Annotated in this window: 21 protein-coding genes and 2 pseudogenes; 17 read left to right on the forward strand and 6 right to left on the reverse strand. The window is 41.6% G+C overall.

Translation table 11 applies throughout. The features are described from left to right. Window positions 1-43: 43 nt before the first annotated feature. Window positions 44-877, forward strand: a pseudogene (locus tag CGC65_RS16290) (DNA alkylation repair protein); the annotation flags it as partial. A gap of 123 nt (window positions 878-1,000) precedes the next feature. Here the strand turns inward: CGC65_RS16290 and CGC65_RS16295 are convergent. Next, window positions 1,001-2,167, reverse strand: a complete 1,167-nt coding sequence (locus CGC65_RS16295; RefSeq protein ID WP_039896941.1) for an IS110 family RNA-guided transposase — start codon at window positions 2,165-2,167, stop codon at window positions 1,001-1,003. 264 nt (window positions 2,168-2,431) lie between these two features. Here CGC65_RS16295 and CGC65_RS16300 point away from each other — a divergent pair. From CGC65_RS16300 to CGC65_RS16335, 7 genes and pseudogenes are all read left to right on the forward strand, one after another. Beyond that, window positions 2,432-2,710 (forward strand): annotated as a pseudogene (locus tag CGC65_RS16300) (hypothetical protein); the annotation flags it as partial. A 62-nt stretch (window positions 2,711-2,772) separates the two neighbouring features. Next, a complete protein-coding gene (locus tag CGC65_RS16305) occupies window positions 2,773-3,282 on the forward strand; it encodes a GNAT family N-acetyltransferase (protein WP_002564451.1) in 510 nt (169 codons plus the stop codon). A 34-nt stretch (window positions 3,283-3,316) separates the two neighbouring features. Beyond that, window positions 3,317-3,535, forward strand: a complete 219-nt coding sequence (locus tag CGC65_RS16310) for a hypothetical protein (protein WP_002564452.1) — start codon at window positions 3,317-3,319, stop codon at window positions 3,533-3,535. A 133-nt stretch (window positions 3,536-3,668) separates the two neighbouring features. Continuing rightward, entirely contained in the window at window positions 3,669-4,202 is a 534-nt protein-coding gene (locus tag CGC65_RS16315) for a flavodoxin family protein (protein WP_002564453.1), read from the forward strand. A 143-nt stretch (window positions 4,203-4,345) separates the two neighbouring features. Then, on the forward strand, window positions 4,346-4,795 hold the full coding sequence (locus CGC65_RS16320) for a hypothetical protein (RefSeq protein ID WP_002564454.1): 450 nt from the start codon (window positions 4,346-4,348) through the stop codon (window positions 4,793-4,795). Window positions 4,796-4,902: 107 nt separating this feature from the next. Then, window positions 4,903-5,574, forward strand: a complete 672-nt coding sequence (locus CGC65_RS16325) for a hypothetical protein (RefSeq protein ID WP_002564455.1) — start codon at window positions 4,903-4,905, stop codon at window positions 5,572-5,574. A 719-nt stretch (window positions 5,575-6,293) separates the two neighbouring features. Continuing rightward, a complete protein-coding gene (locus CGC65_RS16335) occupies window positions 6,294-6,851 on the forward strand; it encodes a hypothetical protein (RefSeq protein WP_002564457.1) in 558 nt (185 codons plus the stop codon). Window positions 6,852-7,384: 533 nt separating this feature from the next. Here the strand turns inward: CGC65_RS16335 and CGC65_RS31345 are convergent. From CGC65_RS31345 to CGC65_RS16360, 5 genes are all read right to left on the reverse strand, one after another. Further along, complete coding sequence (locus CGC65_RS31345) at window positions 7,385-7,540, reverse strand: hypothetical protein (protein WP_002564458.1); 156 nt, start codon at window positions 7,538-7,540, stop codon at window positions 7,385-7,387. A 75-nt stretch (window positions 7,541-7,615) separates the two neighbouring features. Then, on the reverse strand, window positions 7,616-7,804 hold the full coding sequence (locus tag CGC65_RS16345; protein WP_002564459.1) for a hypothetical protein: 189 nt from the start codon (window positions 7,802-7,804) through the stop codon (window positions 7,616-7,618). 46 nt (window positions 7,805-7,850) lie between these two features. Beyond that, window positions 7,851-8,228: a hypothetical protein gene (locus CGC65_RS16350; protein WP_227179619.1), complete on the reverse strand. Its 378-nt coding sequence runs from the start codon at window positions 8,226-8,228 to the stop codon at window positions 7,851-7,853. A 296-nt stretch (window positions 8,229-8,524) separates the two neighbouring features. After that, on the reverse strand, window positions 8,525-9,208 hold the full coding sequence (locus CGC65_RS16355) for a hypothetical protein (protein ID WP_002564461.1): 684 nt from the start codon (window positions 9,206-9,208) through the stop codon (window positions 8,525-8,527). A gap of 17 nt (window positions 9,209-9,225) precedes the next feature. Continuing rightward, window positions 9,226-9,855: a hypothetical protein gene (locus CGC65_RS16360; RefSeq protein WP_002564462.1), complete on the reverse strand. Its 630-nt coding sequence runs from the start codon at window positions 9,853-9,855 to the stop codon at window positions 9,226-9,228. A gap of 96 nt (window positions 9,856-9,951) precedes the next feature. Between CGC65_RS16360 and CGC65_RS16365 the strand changes: the two genes are divergently transcribed. The 9 genes from CGC65_RS16365 (at window position 9,952) to CGC65_RS16405 (ending at window position 14,751) form a co-directional block, all read left to right on the forward strand. Then, the gene (locus tag CGC65_RS16365; protein WP_007037495.1) at window positions 9,952-10,146 is read left to right on the forward strand and encodes a hypothetical protein; all 195 of its coding nucleotides are present in this window, start codon (window positions 9,952-9,954) and stop codon (window positions 10,144-10,146) included. Between the two features lie 101 nt (window positions 10,147-10,247). Further along, window positions 10,248-10,685, forward strand: a complete 438-nt coding sequence (locus CGC65_RS16370; RefSeq protein WP_002564463.1) for a hypothetical protein — start codon at window positions 10,248-10,250, stop codon at window positions 10,683-10,685. 440 nt (window positions 10,686-11,125) lie between these two features. Continuing rightward, window positions 11,126-11,374, forward strand: a complete 249-nt coding sequence (locus CGC65_RS16380) for a DUF3781 domain-containing protein (RefSeq protein ID WP_038281663.1) — start codon at window positions 11,126-11,128, stop codon at window positions 11,372-11,374. A 184-nt stretch (window positions 11,375-11,558) separates the two neighbouring features. Continuing rightward, complete coding sequence (locus tag CGC65_RS16385; protein ID WP_227124992.1) at window positions 11,559-12,287, forward strand: hypothetical protein; 729 nt, start codon at window positions 11,559-11,561, stop codon at window positions 12,285-12,287. Between the two features lie 155 nt (window positions 12,288-12,442). Next, window positions 12,443-12,814: a hypothetical protein gene (locus CGC65_RS16390; RefSeq protein WP_002564467.1), complete on the forward strand. Its 372-nt coding sequence runs from the start codon at window positions 12,443-12,445 to the stop codon at window positions 12,812-12,814. Between the two features lie 229 nt (window positions 12,815-13,043). Further along, on the forward strand, window positions 13,044-13,565 hold the full coding sequence (locus tag CGC65_RS16395) for a GNAT family N-acetyltransferase (RefSeq protein WP_002564468.1): 522 nt from the start codon (window positions 13,044-13,046) through the stop codon (window positions 13,563-13,565). A 74-nt stretch (window positions 13,566-13,639) separates the two neighbouring features. Further along, entirely contained in the window at window positions 13,640-13,792 is a 153-nt protein-coding gene (locus CGC65_RS31350; RefSeq protein ID WP_002564469.1) for a hypothetical protein, read from the forward strand. Window positions 13,793-13,814: 22 nt separating this feature from the next. Then, on the forward strand, window positions 13,815-14,327 hold the full coding sequence (locus CGC65_RS16400; RefSeq protein WP_002564470.1) for a hypothetical protein: 513 nt from the start codon (window positions 13,815-13,817) through the stop codon (window positions 14,325-14,327). A gap of 55 nt (window positions 14,328-14,382) precedes the next feature. Next, on the forward strand, window positions 14,383-14,751 hold the full coding sequence (locus tag CGC65_RS16405; RefSeq protein WP_002564471.1) for a nuclear transport factor 2 family protein: 369 nt from the start codon (window positions 14,383-14,385) through the stop codon (window positions 14,749-14,751). Window positions 14,752-14,789 lie beyond the last annotated feature (38 nt).

Below are 14,789 nucleotides of genomic sequence, written 5' to 3' on the forward strand. Positions count from 1 at the left end.
AGGGTATACCCATGGCTGAATCACATTTGAAAAGAGGAAACATATGCCCGTATTAATGAAAGACAAATATTATAATTACGATTCGCTTCACGATTTGGCTTCGCGTATTAAAGCTGTCTTTCCCTCATTCCAGGAAAATGATTTTGTGGACCATATTATGAACGAAACATGGGATGCATTGGAACTGAAGGCCCGTATGCGGCAAATCACTATCAATTTAGGAAAATATCTGCCGGCAGACTATAAACAGGCACTGGGTATTATAGACCAGGTCATTGCCGGGTATCCTTCAGGGTATAACGATAATGCACTCATATACTTTCCGGATTTTGTTGAAGTCTATGGACAGGATGAATGCCATTGGGACTTGTCAATGGCCGCCATAGAACGATATACCCCGCTTTCAACTGCGGAGTTTGCCGTAAGACCGTTTATTATAAAGCAAGAAGCCCGCATGATGCAGCAGATGGCTGTCTGGGCCAGGCATGATAACGAGCATGTGCGGCGGCTTGCCAGCGAGGGCTGCCGTCCCGCCCTCCCCTGGGGCCAGGCATTGACCAGCTTCAAAAAGGACCCGTCGCCGGTACTTCCTATTTTGGAGCAGTTGAACACGGACCCATCACTGTATGTCCGCAAAAGCGTGGCCAATCATTTAAATGATATTTCAAAAACCCATCCTGGCCTGGTTACAAAAATCGCAAGAGATTGGTATGGCAGACATGAGTATACGGATTGGATTGTAAAACATGGATGCCGGACACTGCTTAAAAAAGGAAATCAGGAGGTGCTGGATATCTTCGGGTACCACAATGCCGGTTCCGTGGATATCGCTGATTTTACGTTAGGCTCTGCGTCTATTTCCCTCGGAGACCAGCTATGAAAAGTCAAGTATAAATTAGGTGGAAATTTCAATTCCGTGTTTCGCAGAAAGAAGGGTAACTTTAACAAAGCTCCCTAAAAGCCCTTTTTCAAAATCTATCGATTATGGTATACAGACCTCTTATTCGAGGTTGAATGCTACTTCGTCAGTGAGCATCTTCCAGATGACTCTGACAAGTTTGCCAGCACAGTGCCCAAGGGCATTGTAATGAGTCCGGCCTTCCGCTCTCTTGGCATCATAATAAGCTTTGAAAGTAGCATTGTTTTTTACGACATTGTGAGCTGCATTCATGAGGGCATAGCGTAGCACTTTAGATCCTCTTTTGGACATCCTGGTTCTGTGAGCCTGGAAGTTTCCAGACTGATAAACGGTCGGATCCAGTCCAGCAAATGCAAGCAGTTTCTTTGGATTAGAGAATCGGTGTATATCACCAATCTCACCAAGAATCATTCCGCCATTCACGACACCAATTCCGGGAATGGTCATAATTACAGAGTGCAGGCAGGTGACAAGATTTGCCATTTCAAGCTCTGTAGAAAAAAGTTGGCTATCCAGTAACTCGATCTGTTCAATGGTATGAGTTATTTGAATAGATAGAGAACTGTCATTGACACCGACAGACTTCTGTGCGAGAACTCTTAATTCTCTGGCTTTATCCTTACCGAAATGGCCGTGGGAAGCAACTTCGAGGGTGTGAGCAAGATGGGTCAAATGCATAGAAGCAATAGCGTTGGGTGTCGGAGCCTCCTTAAGGACGGCATAGACAGAGTTTTGATGCAAGCCAGACTTAAAGAAGTATTGTAGTTCCGGGAATGCCTGGTCTACATAGGAAGTCAGCTGAATTTTTAAGCGTGTACGCTGCTTCACAAGTTTCTGGCGGAATCTACCGAGCTCTTTGAGCTCAATGTAATCCAGATCCTCTAAGGCCATAAACCGAAGGGAATCCTGCATCATAAGGGTTTTAGCAATCACAAACGTGTCGACTTTATCAGTCTTCGTTTTGCGTACATTATTTTTACGCATGAACGAAGTCTGGATAGGGTTGAGAACACACACTTTAAAGCCCTTGCTGATGAGAAAACGAACAAGGTTGTCACCGTAGTGTGCCGTTGATTCAAGACCTATGATGATACTGTTCTGGTCAAGTGGTGCCAGATGAGAAAGCAGTAGATAGAAGCCATCATAGTTATTAGAAAATTTGAACGGCTCGATGAGTATTTCGCCGTCGGAAGAAATCGCGGCGGCGAAATGGTTGAGTTTGGCAATATCAATGCCTACGTAAATCATGAGGTTGTACCTCCCTTTCATAAAGTCTGATACCGTGATATCCACCAGCAGTTATCATCGTAGACTTGATTGAAATAAGTACTCAGAGCAAACGCTCCGGCAACATCCAGCTAATAAACAATTCAGATAAAAGAGATGGCAATACACTCCTGTCGAGTAGTCGAGGCTACAAAAAAACATCAAAAGTCACAGTATCTGAATGTATTAAACCACGAAACAGAAAAAGAAAGGAAGTATGTTGTGTTTGCTTCTAACAACATCATACAAGAAAATATGACGTTTTCGTTTACAGTTTCGGCAAAAGAAACAACAAAGGTACGGCTGGAGTATGCCATGGGCTATGTAAAAGCAGATGGAAGGCTGAGCCGGAAAATATTCCAGATATCGGAGATTTTGTTAAAGGCAAACCAGAAAAAGACATATATAAAAAAACATTCCTTCTCAGATTTAAGGATAAGGAAACATTATCCGGGAACACATTCCGTCACGCTTATTGTCAATGGCGCTGAGCAGGATACCTTGGATTTTGAATTGACAATATAGGTATTGGCTTTATTTATTACCGCAGCATAATACTTGATAAACTCAAATTTTCGGAGGTAAATATGATACTTGAAACAGAGAGATTATATCTGCGCGAGATGAATCAGTCCGATTTTGACTCTTTATGCAGCATCTTACAGGACGAGGATACCATGTATGCATATGAAGGTGCATTCAGCGATGATGAAGTCCAGGAATGGCTGGATAAACAAATTTTCCGTTATCAAAAATGGAACTTTGGTTTATGGGCAGTCATTCTAAAAGAAACCAATGAAATGATAGGTCAGTGCGGACTTACAATGCAGCCGTGGAAAGATACAGAAGTGCTTGAAATAGGTTATCTTCTTGCGCGGCCGTACTGGCATAAAGGGTATGCCATCGAAGCAGCAAAGGCGTGTAAAACGTATGCTTTTGAAATATTAAAGGCAGATGAAGTCTGCTCTATCATCCGGGATACAAATATAGCTTCCCAAAACGTAGCCATAAGAAACGGTATGACAATGACCGGCACATGGACAAAACATTACAGAGGTGTGGATATGCCTCATTACCGTTATGTGGTATCACGATGATATAAGCCAAAATTGTGGAAGGCAGGAATAAACAATGAGCAAATACAACGCCCTGTGGGAGTATGTACAGAAGAACGGAAGCCAGTCATTCAGGCTTACCTTTGAAGAAATACAAGATTTTGCCGGCATATCCATAGACCATTCTTTCCTGAATTATAAAAAGGAACTGACGGAATACGGCTATCAGGTCGGCAAGATTTCCCTGAAAGAACAGACCTGGCAGGGATACTTAAAACTGAATTTTCCGGGATAAATTATACCATATGGCAAGTGCATGCGGCAACAGGCAGCCGGACGTGGAAACCGTTGTGGAAATCAGGGGACCATGCTATACTTTTATAAGCGGATAGCGTTTATAAAAAATCGTAATTCGGAGGATATACTTAATGAAAAATGTGCTTATTATTTCAGGTAGTCCCAGAAAAAAAGGGAATTCTCAAAGATTATGTGAAGAATTTAAAAAAGGAGCTGAGGATAAAGGAAACTCTGTGGAACTGATTCGGTTAGCAGAAAAGAAAATAGGATTTTGTAAAGCATGCGATGTTTGTATGAAAAATAATGGCACTTGTGTTCAGCAAGACGATATGGCTGAAGTTCTGGAATCTTTTAAAAAAGCAGATGTTCTGGTATTAGCAACACCTGTATATTTCTACGGTATTTGCGCTCAAATGAAAACATTTATTGACAGGACATATCCTATATGGCAGCATTTAGGAGAAAAAGAAGTTTATTATATTATTTCCGCCGGTCTGGGCGAAGACATAGTAAAACGTTCATTAGGTGATTTGGACGGTTTTGTCGAGCATCTAGAAAAACATGAGATAAAAGGACGTATTTATGCAACGAATGTTATGGATGCAGGAAAAGTCTGTGGAACGCCTTACATAAATATAGCTTATCAAATGGGCTGCCATATATAAACAGAGGGCTTCCTGTTCACAGAGACAGATTTAAGCCGCATGCCGGAGGCTAGATCTGACTCCCGTGATGAATGTCATTACTTGATTGGCATATGGGACTATAGCGAACTTGGAAATCATAAAATGGACTTGGAGTGAATGATATGGGGATTTTCAAGAAAACTTTTAGGATGATTTTTAAGAAAAATAATGGTAGTGAGAAGAAACATAATAATACGCTTGAAGAGGATATTCATTTGGCGTCAGATTGGGTGGTTAAAGCGCTAAATTCATCTGGCTACAAGGCAGACTATTCTTTAGAAAGCATGAAAGAAATCGACAGATTTTTTGATGAGCAGAGTTCCGAAACAGGGCTGCTTTCAAAAAACCGTGGTGAAATCTTATTTGGTCTAGCTTCATATATTGGAGAATCTGCTATCAAATTATATGGTGGAGAATGGAATACTGATGATAGCGACCCACAGGGAGAGATACATATTTCTGTCAAGTTAGCGGACGGTACTGTCATTTGGCCTGTTATCAGATGTATGAAACGATATGAACATGGGTCTGAAGAAAGTATTTATGCCTATCTTTTTGTTCTAAATAGTTAATTTGCCAGACGTCTCCCATCAAAAGTTAAGCTTTCCGATTCCTTCAGTAACCTAGAGAACGCGGCCATCTCCAGCACAAAACAAAGCTTTTATCGGAGGACAGATTAATGAAACGAATGGGTAAAATTATTATCGCCGGACTTTGTTTGGGACTGCCGTTACTCTTTGTAAAAATAGTATTTCAAATCCCAGATGACTTATTTTGGAAGTATTATCTGATTTGCGGAGGAATCGCAGTTGTTGGCACAGCAGCATTCAACCTCCTCTACAACCGGCGTTATCTGAAAAAGATGCAGGCAGCCGTACATCTGTTGGAATCCAACCGCGCAGAGGAATACGTCACAGAAGTGGAGTCAATGCGCCGTCTCGCCAAAGGTCGCTTTGCAAACTGCATGCTTACAATCAATTTGTCAGCAGGATACTGCAAACTCAAACAATATGACAAGGCTGCCGAACTATTGGAAAGCATATCAGATGTGAAACTGTCCGGTGATTTAGAATTGGTTCATCGTCTCAATCTCTGCCTTTGTTACTTCTATCAAAAACAAACAGGCCGTGCAATGGCATTATACGAAAGCAGCCAAAGGATATTAAATCCATATCGAAGCAGCAAGTTATATGGGGGAAATATCGCTGTACTCGATATTTATGCAGCAATCGGCCATAAAGATTATGCCCGTACCGCAAAATTGCTGCAAACAGCCAGGAGCACATGGGATAATCCTCGTTTCTTAGATGACTATTGCTATTTGGAAGAAAACATTCATCAGACCCAATGACCTTGAATACAGTAACAGGTGACGGTATGGTGAAGGAAATACATATCAAGGCAGGTCCAGAGAATCATTGGATGAATTATATAAAGCCCAGCAGATTGATGGTATTGTTTTAGAACGGGACTGGGAATGTAGTGTCGTTAGCTGCGCCAAGGTATCGCGCAAATAACCTTGGCCCCAGGAAACCGTTTCATCCGGGATATGCTATTTAATGAAAGGAATCACACAATATGGGAACGTTCAGAAAAATCATAGTAGACAATTCAGAATATATGTGGCTTTTCCGATATGACGATTATGATTATCAAAGGATTCCATACCTATTGATAACTACAAAAGCGTTCCCCAAAGCTACCCTGCATATCAATTTCCCAATCAAGGATCACTTCCTGCTCAACAGCGGCCTCCCCGCGGTTTTTCAGAGACAGCGAGTGAGCATAAATTTAAACCAGCCATTGTTCGTTTCCCAGATAATACAACAGTGCAGTAAACAGATAGATTTCTCCAACCTGACCGGTTATCATTATCTGAATGGATTAGATATCTTAAAAACAATCGGTTATGAATTGTTTTGGTAACTTTCAGTTCATATAGGCGTTAAGCAGGATTTTATTTGGTAACTTGTGTGACAGGCTAAAAGCGAAATGTGAGCTTCCTGAGTTGAATGGGATGATCAATCGGATGAAAAATCGGGGTTGATAAAGATAATGAGGTAAAAGTAAATGAAAGAACTTGTCGGGGACAAATTCTATACAACTTTGTCTGAAAAATATAACGAACTTCTGCTTGACTATGTTTTGCTCAGTTGGGATGAGGACTATCACGGGGCAGAATCTCACAAAAAAGCTGTAATTGAAGCAATATTGTCAATACTTAACACAAGGCATCGTGTAGGCAACAACATAAAACATCCTCTGTTTTATGTGCATGAATCAGACATGCGGTGTATTGAATGTGACGCAGGTGCGTTCTTTTATGAGGATAACAGAGGACGGTTTAATAAAGGAGTCTCTGAAACGCCAGAGAAGATGAAAATGAACTATTGGCTTGCTTTTTCAGGGCCGCCTTATGGTATCCCCTACAGCAAAGAGGACTTTCGTAAAATCAATGATTCACTATTTCCTATACTGTTTAGAAAGGATTTGGAGATATTTAGCTGGAATGATGATTTCTCAAATTATTTTGATGATGGTAAAGAATGGTGGGGAACTGCTCTTTGGAGTATATACGATAAATGGATGAACCGTTTCGTCATTATAGGAGCTTCATTGACAGACTAATAGCTTTAAGCCGGTGGTAATAATGTGCAGAATCAGCTAAAAGACAGGGTTTTCCATATCGTATGTTAGGGCAGCGTGAGGGTTTGTCCGTATGGTTGACGATCTGCCTGTGAACTAAATTCAACTATGTGAAAGAAGGTCTTTCGTGGATACACATGATAGCCTGGGGCAAAGGGGCCTGGGAGATTTCATGCATGCAAAAAGGACCCAACGTATGGTTTTCACATACCTCAGGTCTATTATTTTTACTTTTTCAGCCCCAAAACAGCACATATATAACAGAAATCAGCCTCCCGGCCCTCTGTCTCCTGCTTTTAATTGCCGGATTAGGAAAAACACACTGGAAGGACCGCTTGCAAAGAAAAACGGCAGGAACGCCGTCTTTTTTCATGTTCTTGCATGTTGAACCGACAAGAAATAATCCCATGTACAATAGGTATCGTCATGTTCTACCTGGATTGAATAGCCTGCACACGCCAGGTATTGGTTGCAAAGCCCCATTTTTTCTTCCAGGTTATCCCGTTCATCTATATCTACATATATATCCAATCTTCCTCTTCCAGAAAATCCTCAAACTCCCACTGCTCTTTAATTCCAAGCATCAGGTCAACCGTTGGTTTCTGGGTCCGGTAGAGTTCCATATAATCCTTTGCTGTAAAAATAGCCTGAATGCGCTGTTTTTCAACCATATCCTTCGTTTATCCTCCATTATCCATGGCAAATAGCCTGGGGTTTGTATGCCCTTGTATATCCGGAAACCCAGGTCAAACGCCAAAATGTATCATATATTTCTCCCTAAAGATTGCCTCGCATATTTTAACAGCCAGGGCTGCCAGCTGCTCACCCCTGTTCATCCTTCTATCCGCTATCACTATCTCCTGGAATGCGGGGAGGGATTCCGGCAGTATCAGGGTAATGCCCCACCTTGCGAGCCCAAAATACGCCCTTGCCATGCCCGCACCTCCCCTATATACTCTGTTTATGTGTCCTGTTCCTCTTTTATCCATATGGATACTCAGGCTCGATTTCATGATGCACATTAAACGGCTCAAGCCTGCCGAGCATTTTCCATATATCATAGGCACTCCCGGCCGCAATCAGGTTCCGCTTCTGCATCAATGCCCGTTTTGCCTGGAGATAATTCACATTCATGACCTTTGCATATGCCTTGATTTCCTCCAGGCTGCAATCATCACCTCTTAAAACCATATATAAATGGTATACTGTAGTATCTGAGTGAATCGGACTGAAGGAAGTCACAGCCTCCCCCAGATTTTCAAAACAGGAAAGGAAAACAGCTTCTGGTAATACAATTGTTTCCCCCAGGTTGTCCGTCACTTTCATAGCGTCAATTATATAATCAAATGCGTAATCCAATCCAACCGTGAAAATTCCATATGGAGGCAGCCGGCGGCAAGCACACATCGGGCAACGGACACATTCAAATAAAGACTTACCATCATATCCCATCTGTCTGACGCGCCCCCTTATCAATCCTTATCAAACCACGCAACCAGCTCCATTGTGTTCTTGGGCTTGGAGCCATCGTAATAGTTCACGTCCTCTGTAATCCCGCCTTCCTCGTTGCTTGGCTCTTTCTCCAAGTTCATGGCGTATGAGGTTCCACCAAAATCAAGGGCTTTCTTCCCCTTTCACAATCCACATTCATTAAATTATATCGCTTCCCCAACGCCTTCCAGGACGGACATCAGGCTTGCATATGAGGCTTCACTTGCCGCCCCATAAAGCATCTGCAGTTCCCCGTCCCCATGCAGTTCCCAGTCTCCACAGTCCATGACGGCCACCATATTGTCCGGCTCATTGCTATAGAGGGTAATACGCATGCCGCAAAGCCAGTTTGTTATTTCAAAAGGAAGCTTCGTGAGCTTAGACTGAATCAGCCCCAGCTCCTCCTCTGTCAACCAGTAGAATTCTTCCGGATTGCATTCAAAGGTAAAAACACACTCATAAGCCAGTGCGGCAGACAGGAACTCACTGGTCGTGGGCGCGCAAAGGGTCCAGTTTTTATCATCCTCCGTTACATAAACCGGAGGGTCCGGCAGCATCAAATCCTCCCTGCGGATTCCGGCCCGGCATACTCCCTGGTTCTCATTCAGAAGAATCAAGTATTCCGGTTCCCACAGCCATTCCCACTTCTGGAAATGTTCTGGCAGTATCCATATGTCCTGAACACAGTGGAACGCCTTTGTCCGCCCGGCGGCACGGTAATAATCCTCCAATACCTGCGGCAGAGCGCCGAATAGCTCCTTCAAATATACAATTTCATTCTCCGTATACCCCTCCAATGTATCCACTGCATAAAGCGGCTTGAACATCTCCCAAAAAGCCGATATCATAATATCCTCCTCATTTTCTATTCATTGTCAGCTCCTGTACGCCGAAATAGGAGCCCCTTCTTCCCCTCGGTTATGGGCTGGATATCATATATGGAATCTTCATAGCAAGCCCTTGAGTCCTCCACGATAGCAAAAGGCCAGGCGTTCGGGAATCCTCCCTGTGCCAGTTCCGCAAGGCCGGCTGAGTCATCCTCAATTTCCAAGCCCGTCTGTATGGCCCTGACAGGAGGGAATTGCCATATCCTTTTGGAGAATCCCAGAAGTTCCTCAATTCTTTCTTCCTTGAATCTGACTGGATATCCTTCCGCCAGGACATCTGATTCCGGTATGATGATTTCATGGGTAAACTCCCCGTCCTCTGGGTAATTGTTCATCCAGAACCCCCGCACCTCGGAATAACCGCCAAACTTATATATCACCTGCTTATAATCGTGTGAATGGTGCTCCGTGAACCCAAGGTTAAAATCCTCTTCCAGCTTCCGTTGGTTCCATTCGGTGGTCTCTTCCAATGAATCCTCCTCAAATCCCCAATAGCCTGATTGGAATTTCATTGCCGCTTCATCAAGCAAGGCATAGAAATCCTTCACAAATGTGGGATAAAGCTTATCCCTTCTGAACTGGACTGATAGATTGAAATACGCCGGCATACCGCTTCCTCCCTCTCGTTCATGGGATAAATTATATCATACGGCAAGTATATGCGGCAACTGGCAGATGGGTGGGGAAACTGTTGTGGAATCCGAATGTACATGCTATACTTTTATAAGCTGATAGCGCCATATAAACAAATCGGAATTTGTGGAGATTCAGACGATACTGGTGGATTTTATCTCATAATATTTCATGATAAAGAGCAATTACTTTATTGGGACATAACAGAAGCTGGAATATTACAGCAAATTATAAATGATGATTTTGAAATTGAATGGTTTGCATGATTTTCGCTCTTGCCGAAGTACCAGGCCAATCTTAGTCTTGTAAATTCCAGTTTGTCAGACAAACGCAAAAAATGAAAAAATCAGAAGTTAGAGGGATAGCCATGAAAGAAAATATTACAGCAACGTTGACGGGAAAAGACGATAAATATGCTTGTGCTCTTGCCGATAAAATCATATCAGAAAGTTTAGAAACCGATGAATGGTATGAATATTTTGATGACTTTGCCTCTTTGCTTAATTATCCAAAATCATTAGTGAGAAATCGAGCATTGTATATCCTTGCGGCAAATGCTCAATGGGATGACGAAAATCGTTTCGACTTGATAATTTCTGATTTTCTTGCACATATAACGGATGAAAAGCCAATCACAGCCAGACAGTGCATAAAGGCTCTTGCACAGGTTGGTTCAGCAAAGCCACAATATATACCAGTAATATTATCATGTTTGCGGAGTGCAGATTTATCGAAATACAAGGACAGTATGCGTCCGCTGATTGAAAAAGACATAGCTGAAACAGAAAAGAAATTGACAACGTAACTTCCAGTTTGTAGGGGAGCTGATCAACACAAAAAATCAGAATAAGACAGATAATGGAATGACCGAATGCCAGAAACTAATTGCATATAAACAGACTGAACAATTATGGGACTGAATGAAAATCCGCGCTTAAGCGAAATGTTTTCCGCCTATGTCTCCACCTATGGAAATGATATAGCGCCATACAGCAGATTATCGTGCTGTTCCCCGGCAGAAACAGTTTATTCCTGGCTTTAAGCTGTTAGACTTACGGCTTGCAGTCCCCTCCTTGTGGATGCATGATGGAAATACAAGGGGCTTCCTGCTCGCTGAAACAGATTTGAGCCGCATGCTGGAGGCCAGTTCTGATTCCCGCGATGAATATCATTACTTGATTGACATATGGGACTATAATGAACATAGGTGACTTTTTAAATCGGAAGCTATGGGAGAATGACATGATGAGTGATAGAGTCATATTGATTGATAATATTGATGAAATCCATACTACTGAAATGGGCGCTGACAGAATCAGACGGAATCTGAAATTAGAAAATGTTGACGTGGTTGAATATTGTAAGGACAAAATTATGGATGAAAATTGCCATATATACCGGCAGGGCAAAAATTGGTACTGCGAAATTGACAGTGTAAAGATAACCGTCAACTATTATAGTTATACGATTATTACTGCACACATCATAAAATAACTCCCAATTTTTCGTATAAAAGTGGGAAACAGATGCGATTCCGGGGCATCTGCATTTCCTAATATTTTTCTATAGAAAGGATACAGCTATGCTGGTTACGATACAACAAACAAAATCAAATACTGAAAATTTATTTGAAGTTACCTCCAACGGCCAACTCTTGTTCCAGGCAAAAGCCCCGTGGATGAAAATTTCCCTGCCGTTCAATGCGGAAGACTTACGGGAACTCACCTTTTCCAATCCTGCCGGGGAAATAGTTTATACTACCCGCTATAGATTCATCGACAACCTCGTGGAGGAGTTGATTCCCTTCAAATACCTGCTGACAAAAGGGCAGCGTTTCGGGCAGTTTGAAATCATCGGCAGGAATGGCAGCGAAGGGTCCTTCTATGTCATGCAGAACGGCTTGTTTGACAGCAAATTCTGCATTGAGTGTATGGGAAATGCCTATCTGGGATACAGCCTTGATAGGGGAAGGAACAATTATGTGTCCATCTATGATGATGAAAAACAGATAGCTCAAATCACAAAGCCTCTTACAGTCACAGACAACCTGGATGTCTATTTCCTTCATATAAAGGACGAGTATGCGTCAATCATTCCAGTCCTCTCCTTCTTCACCGTATATTATGACTATCGGAAATACAATCACAGTGGGGAGCTTACCAAGAACACGGTTCAGATATCCAACAGCTATACCTATGGTAAGAACAACGACAAATATAACCCAAACTGGATTGCCAAGGAGTTCGGCCAGCAGGCTGCGGACGAATTGGAACAGAAATTAAGGAAAATAAGAGAACAAGGTTCGGCCCAGGCAAAGAAAATCGTGAAATTAGTGGGCCTGGCTTATCTGGTTCTTATCCTGCTGGCCATTGTACTGTTCGTGGTCTTTAAAAGCATCCTGGGATGATGAGGGATTTTATCATAATTTAATGGAGAAGTGAAGCAATGACTATACCAAACGTATTTTTCAAAAATGGAATCTGGATTGGAGAAATAGGACACAATTTATGGGATGATTTTTATGAAAATACTATTCTCCTTGAATTTAGGGGGTGAGAAGCAATGGTGAAGCCTATTAGCTATATTTCGTATGGTGAAAACGAGAAGAAAATAATAAAGGCTGGAATAGTGGAAATTCGTAAAGTTCTTATGGGTAATGATAAAAATAAAAAGAGAAGTCTGTTATTTGCTCTGGATTGGTTTATGGACCCTTACTTTAAACAAGATATTTCAGATATTCACAATGAATTGGTTGAGCTTTTGCAAACAGTGGTAATTTCTTCAACGGATGATGATGTGTCTGAGGATGCTTTACAGCTTTTATGCGATTATGAATGGCCACCTTTTGAAATACTTGAAAAAAATATAAACAGGGTATCGCAGCGATTAAAACCAGATGTACTGTATGCAGTTAATATGGATAAGGAAATATAACTTTCGATTTATGTAGGAATCATGCTGTGAAAATAAAAAAAGTTAGTCTTATATTAAACTATAAAGACGAATGGCTTAACAAACTTATTACTGCATACAAAAATAAAAAAATTCCAGCCGGAGAACTTTAATGCAATTCCAGTTTGTAGGGGAGCTGAACGAAGCGACAAATCGGAATTGACTGAGTAATCCGGCGGAATAAAAAATATGAATTGGAATGGATTAAGTTATGAAATATAGTAAGACAATAATTTTAAAAAATGGTGTGGAATGCTGTTTGAGAAACGGCATAGAAAGTGATGGACAGGCTGTATGGGATTGCTTTAATCTGACCCATGGACAAACCGATTATTTACTATCCTATCCAGATGAGAATAGTTTCGACGTGATGCAGGAAGGTCAATTTCTGAAAAAAAAATCCGAAAGTTCAAATGAGATTGAGATAGTTGCCGTAGTCGGGAATGTAGTTGTTGGAACTGCTGGAATTGAAGCAATAGGCTCAAAATATAAGGTAAGGCATCGTGCCGAATTTGGTATTAGCGTCGCTAAAGATTTTTGGGGACTTGGGATTGGACAGGCACTAAGGGCGGCGGGGTATATTCAGCTGGAGTTGAGTGTGGTTGCTGAAAATGAAAGGGCATTATCCATGTATGAGAAAGCAGGGTTTGTTAAATATGGCATAAATCCGAAAGGCTTTAATTCCCGCGTGACAGGATTTCAAGAAGTTATTTATATGAGGTTGGAATTATAAGAAACTTACAAATTCCGGTTTGTAGGGAAATTGAGCTTACCGACAAATCGGAATTTTTTAAGAAGGCAATAAGTATGGATAACCTTGCCATTCATTTTCTTAATGATGATGAGCAACTGGTCACGCAAGAAGCAGTAAATAAATTGGTTTTCAATAATACCGGGGCTAATGACGAGGCCCAACTGGAAGCCCTTGCTGAACATCTGGGCGCTATGGAGTGGAAATAAAGATATTGTGAGGGATAATAACATGCCAATACAGAATACGAAGATGTCTGCAAAAGAAAGACGCATTTTCAGATATACCCGGGCAGATGCATGGGAAACCACAATATCCCAGGTCGATGTGATGGAGGGTGTGGAAAAAGGGAATGTAAGGTGTCTATATTTTGTTACACCTAGATTGCATGCAAATACAATCGTTGATTCCTGCACTATCACTATCAGTCAAAACCATATTGATATGATTCGGGATGCCATGCTCACCCGCCTGGAGGTCTGCAAATATAAGGAAATTGAGTTCCCTGTGGTATTGGATGGATTCATCAATACCTTTGAGTTTGCACCTGAGGAATCCTTTTCCAACATAATTACTGTTTTCAACATTTCCGCATTTAGGGATAATGTTGATGTGGCTATCATTGGCAATCCCCCATATAGGGGGAAAGAGGTCCTTAAATTGTATGATGATATTTCAAAAATACTTTCAGATAATGGGGTGAGCCAGAAATATCTTGCGTTGGATTCCTCTATATTTCCGTAATAACAAACCATCTGATTGATGATAGAAGCTTACCAGAATTCATAGGAGGTTCTATATGAATATAAGACTGTTTTGGAAGGCAGTTTTGGAACAGGACAGGGCTGCAATAAAAGGATTCTTCCAAAATACCGCATATGTGAATTGGCATTGTACAAATGAATGTTTTACTGTGGATGAATTTATCCAGGCAAACTGCGAATATCCGGGAGATTGGGATGGAAAGGTTGAGCGTGTCGAATGTGCAGGGAACCTAATAATAACTACGACGCATGTCTTTCCAAAAGACAGGTCCTCTTCATTTCATGTTGTATCATTTTTCCGAATAGAGGATGAAAAAATTGTGTCCGTTGATGAATACTGGTCTGATGATGGCGAAGCACCGCTATGGCGTAAGGAAATGTGTATAGGCAAGCCAATCAATTAGCCTATTGTGTTAAAAATCCAAAGTAAGCTGGTGATGGG

It is taken from the genome of Enterocloster bolteae (assembly GCF_002234575.2).
In the GTDB taxonomy this organism is placed as follows: domain Bacteria; phylum Bacillota; class Clostridia; order Lachnospirales; family Lachnospiraceae; genus Enterocloster; species Enterocloster bolteae.

What these genes read in the sequence shown, in the direction of transcription:
- CGC65_RS16370 (WP_002564463.1), top strand. Translation starts at nt 10,248, where the DNA reads ATGAAAGAAAATATTACAGCAACGTTGACGGGAAAAGACGATAAATAT.
- CGC65_RS16400 (WP_002564470.1), top strand. Translation starts at nt 13,815, where the DNA reads ATGCCAATACAGAATACGAAGATGTCTGCAAAAGAAAGACGCATTTTC.
- CGC65_RS16310 (WP_002564452.1), top strand. Translation starts at nt 3,317, where the DNA reads ATGAGCAAATACAACGCCCTGTGGGAGTATGTACAGAAGAACGGAAGC.
- CGC65_RS16365 (WP_007037495.1), top strand. Translation starts at nt 9,952, where the DNA reads ATGTACATGCTATACTTTTATAAGCTGATAGCGCCATATAAACAAATC.
- CGC65_RS16305 (WP_002564451.1), top strand. Translation starts at nt 2,773, where the DNA reads ATGATACTTGAAACAGAGAGATTATATCTGCGCGAGATGAATCAGTCC.
- CGC65_RS16360 (WP_002564462.1), bottom strand. Translation starts at nt 9,855, where the DNA reads ATGCCGGCGTATTTCAATCTATCAGTCCAGTTCAGAAGGGATAAGCTT.
- CGC65_RS16315 (WP_002564453.1), top strand. Translation starts at nt 3,669, where the DNA reads ATGAAAAATGTGCTTATTATTTCAGGTAGTCCCAGAAAAAAAGGGAAT.
- CGC65_RS16295 (WP_039896941.1), bottom strand. Translation starts at nt 2,167, where the DNA reads ATGATTTACGTAGGCATTGATATTGCCAAACTCAACCATTTCGCCGCC.
- CGC65_RS16390 (WP_002564467.1), top strand. Translation starts at nt 12,443, where the DNA reads ATGGTGAAGCCTATTAGCTATATTTCGTATGGTGAAAACGAGAAGAAA.
- CGC65_RS16345 (WP_002564459.1), bottom strand. Translation starts at nt 7,804, where the DNA reads ATGGCAAGGGCGTATTTTGGGCTCGCAAGGTGGGGCATTACCCTGATA.
- CGC65_RS16320 (WP_002564454.1), top strand. Translation starts at nt 4,346, where the DNA reads ATGGGGATTTTCAAGAAAACTTTTAGGATGATTTTTAAGAAAAATAAT.
- CGC65_RS16335 (WP_002564457.1), top strand. Translation starts at nt 6,294, where the DNA reads ATGAAAGAACTTGTCGGGGACAAATTCTATACAACTTTGTCTGAAAAA.
- CGC65_RS16385 (WP_227124992.1), top strand. Translation starts at nt 11,559, where the DNA reads ATGAAAATTTCCCTGCCGTTCAATGCGGAAGACTTACGGGAACTCACC.
- CGC65_RS31345 (WP_002564458.1), bottom strand. Translation starts at nt 7,540, where the DNA reads ATGGTTGAAAAACAGCGCATTCAGGCTATTTTTACAGCAAAGGATTAT.
- CGC65_RS16405 (WP_002564471.1), top strand. Translation starts at nt 14,383, where the DNA reads ATGAATATAAGACTGTTTTGGAAGGCAGTTTTGGAACAGGACAGGGCT.
- CGC65_RS16325 (WP_002564455.1), top strand. Translation starts at nt 4,903, where the DNA reads ATGAAACGAATGGGTAAAATTATTATCGCCGGACTTTGTTTGGGACTG.
- CGC65_RS16395 (WP_002564468.1), top strand. Translation starts at nt 13,044, where the DNA reads ATGAAATATAGTAAGACAATAATTTTAAAAAATGGTGTGGAATGCTGT.
- CGC65_RS16355 (WP_002564461.1), bottom strand. Translation starts at nt 9,208, where the DNA reads ATGATATCGGCTTTTTGGGAGATGTTCAAGCCGCTTTATGCAGTGGAT.
- CGC65_RS16380 (WP_038281663.1), top strand. Translation starts at nt 11,126, where the DNA reads ATGAGTGATAGAGTCATATTGATTGATAATATTGATGAAATCCATACT.
- CGC65_RS31350 (WP_002564469.1), top strand. Translation starts at nt 13,640, where the DNA reads ATGGATAACCTTGCCATTCATTTTCTTAATGATGATGAGCAACTGGTC.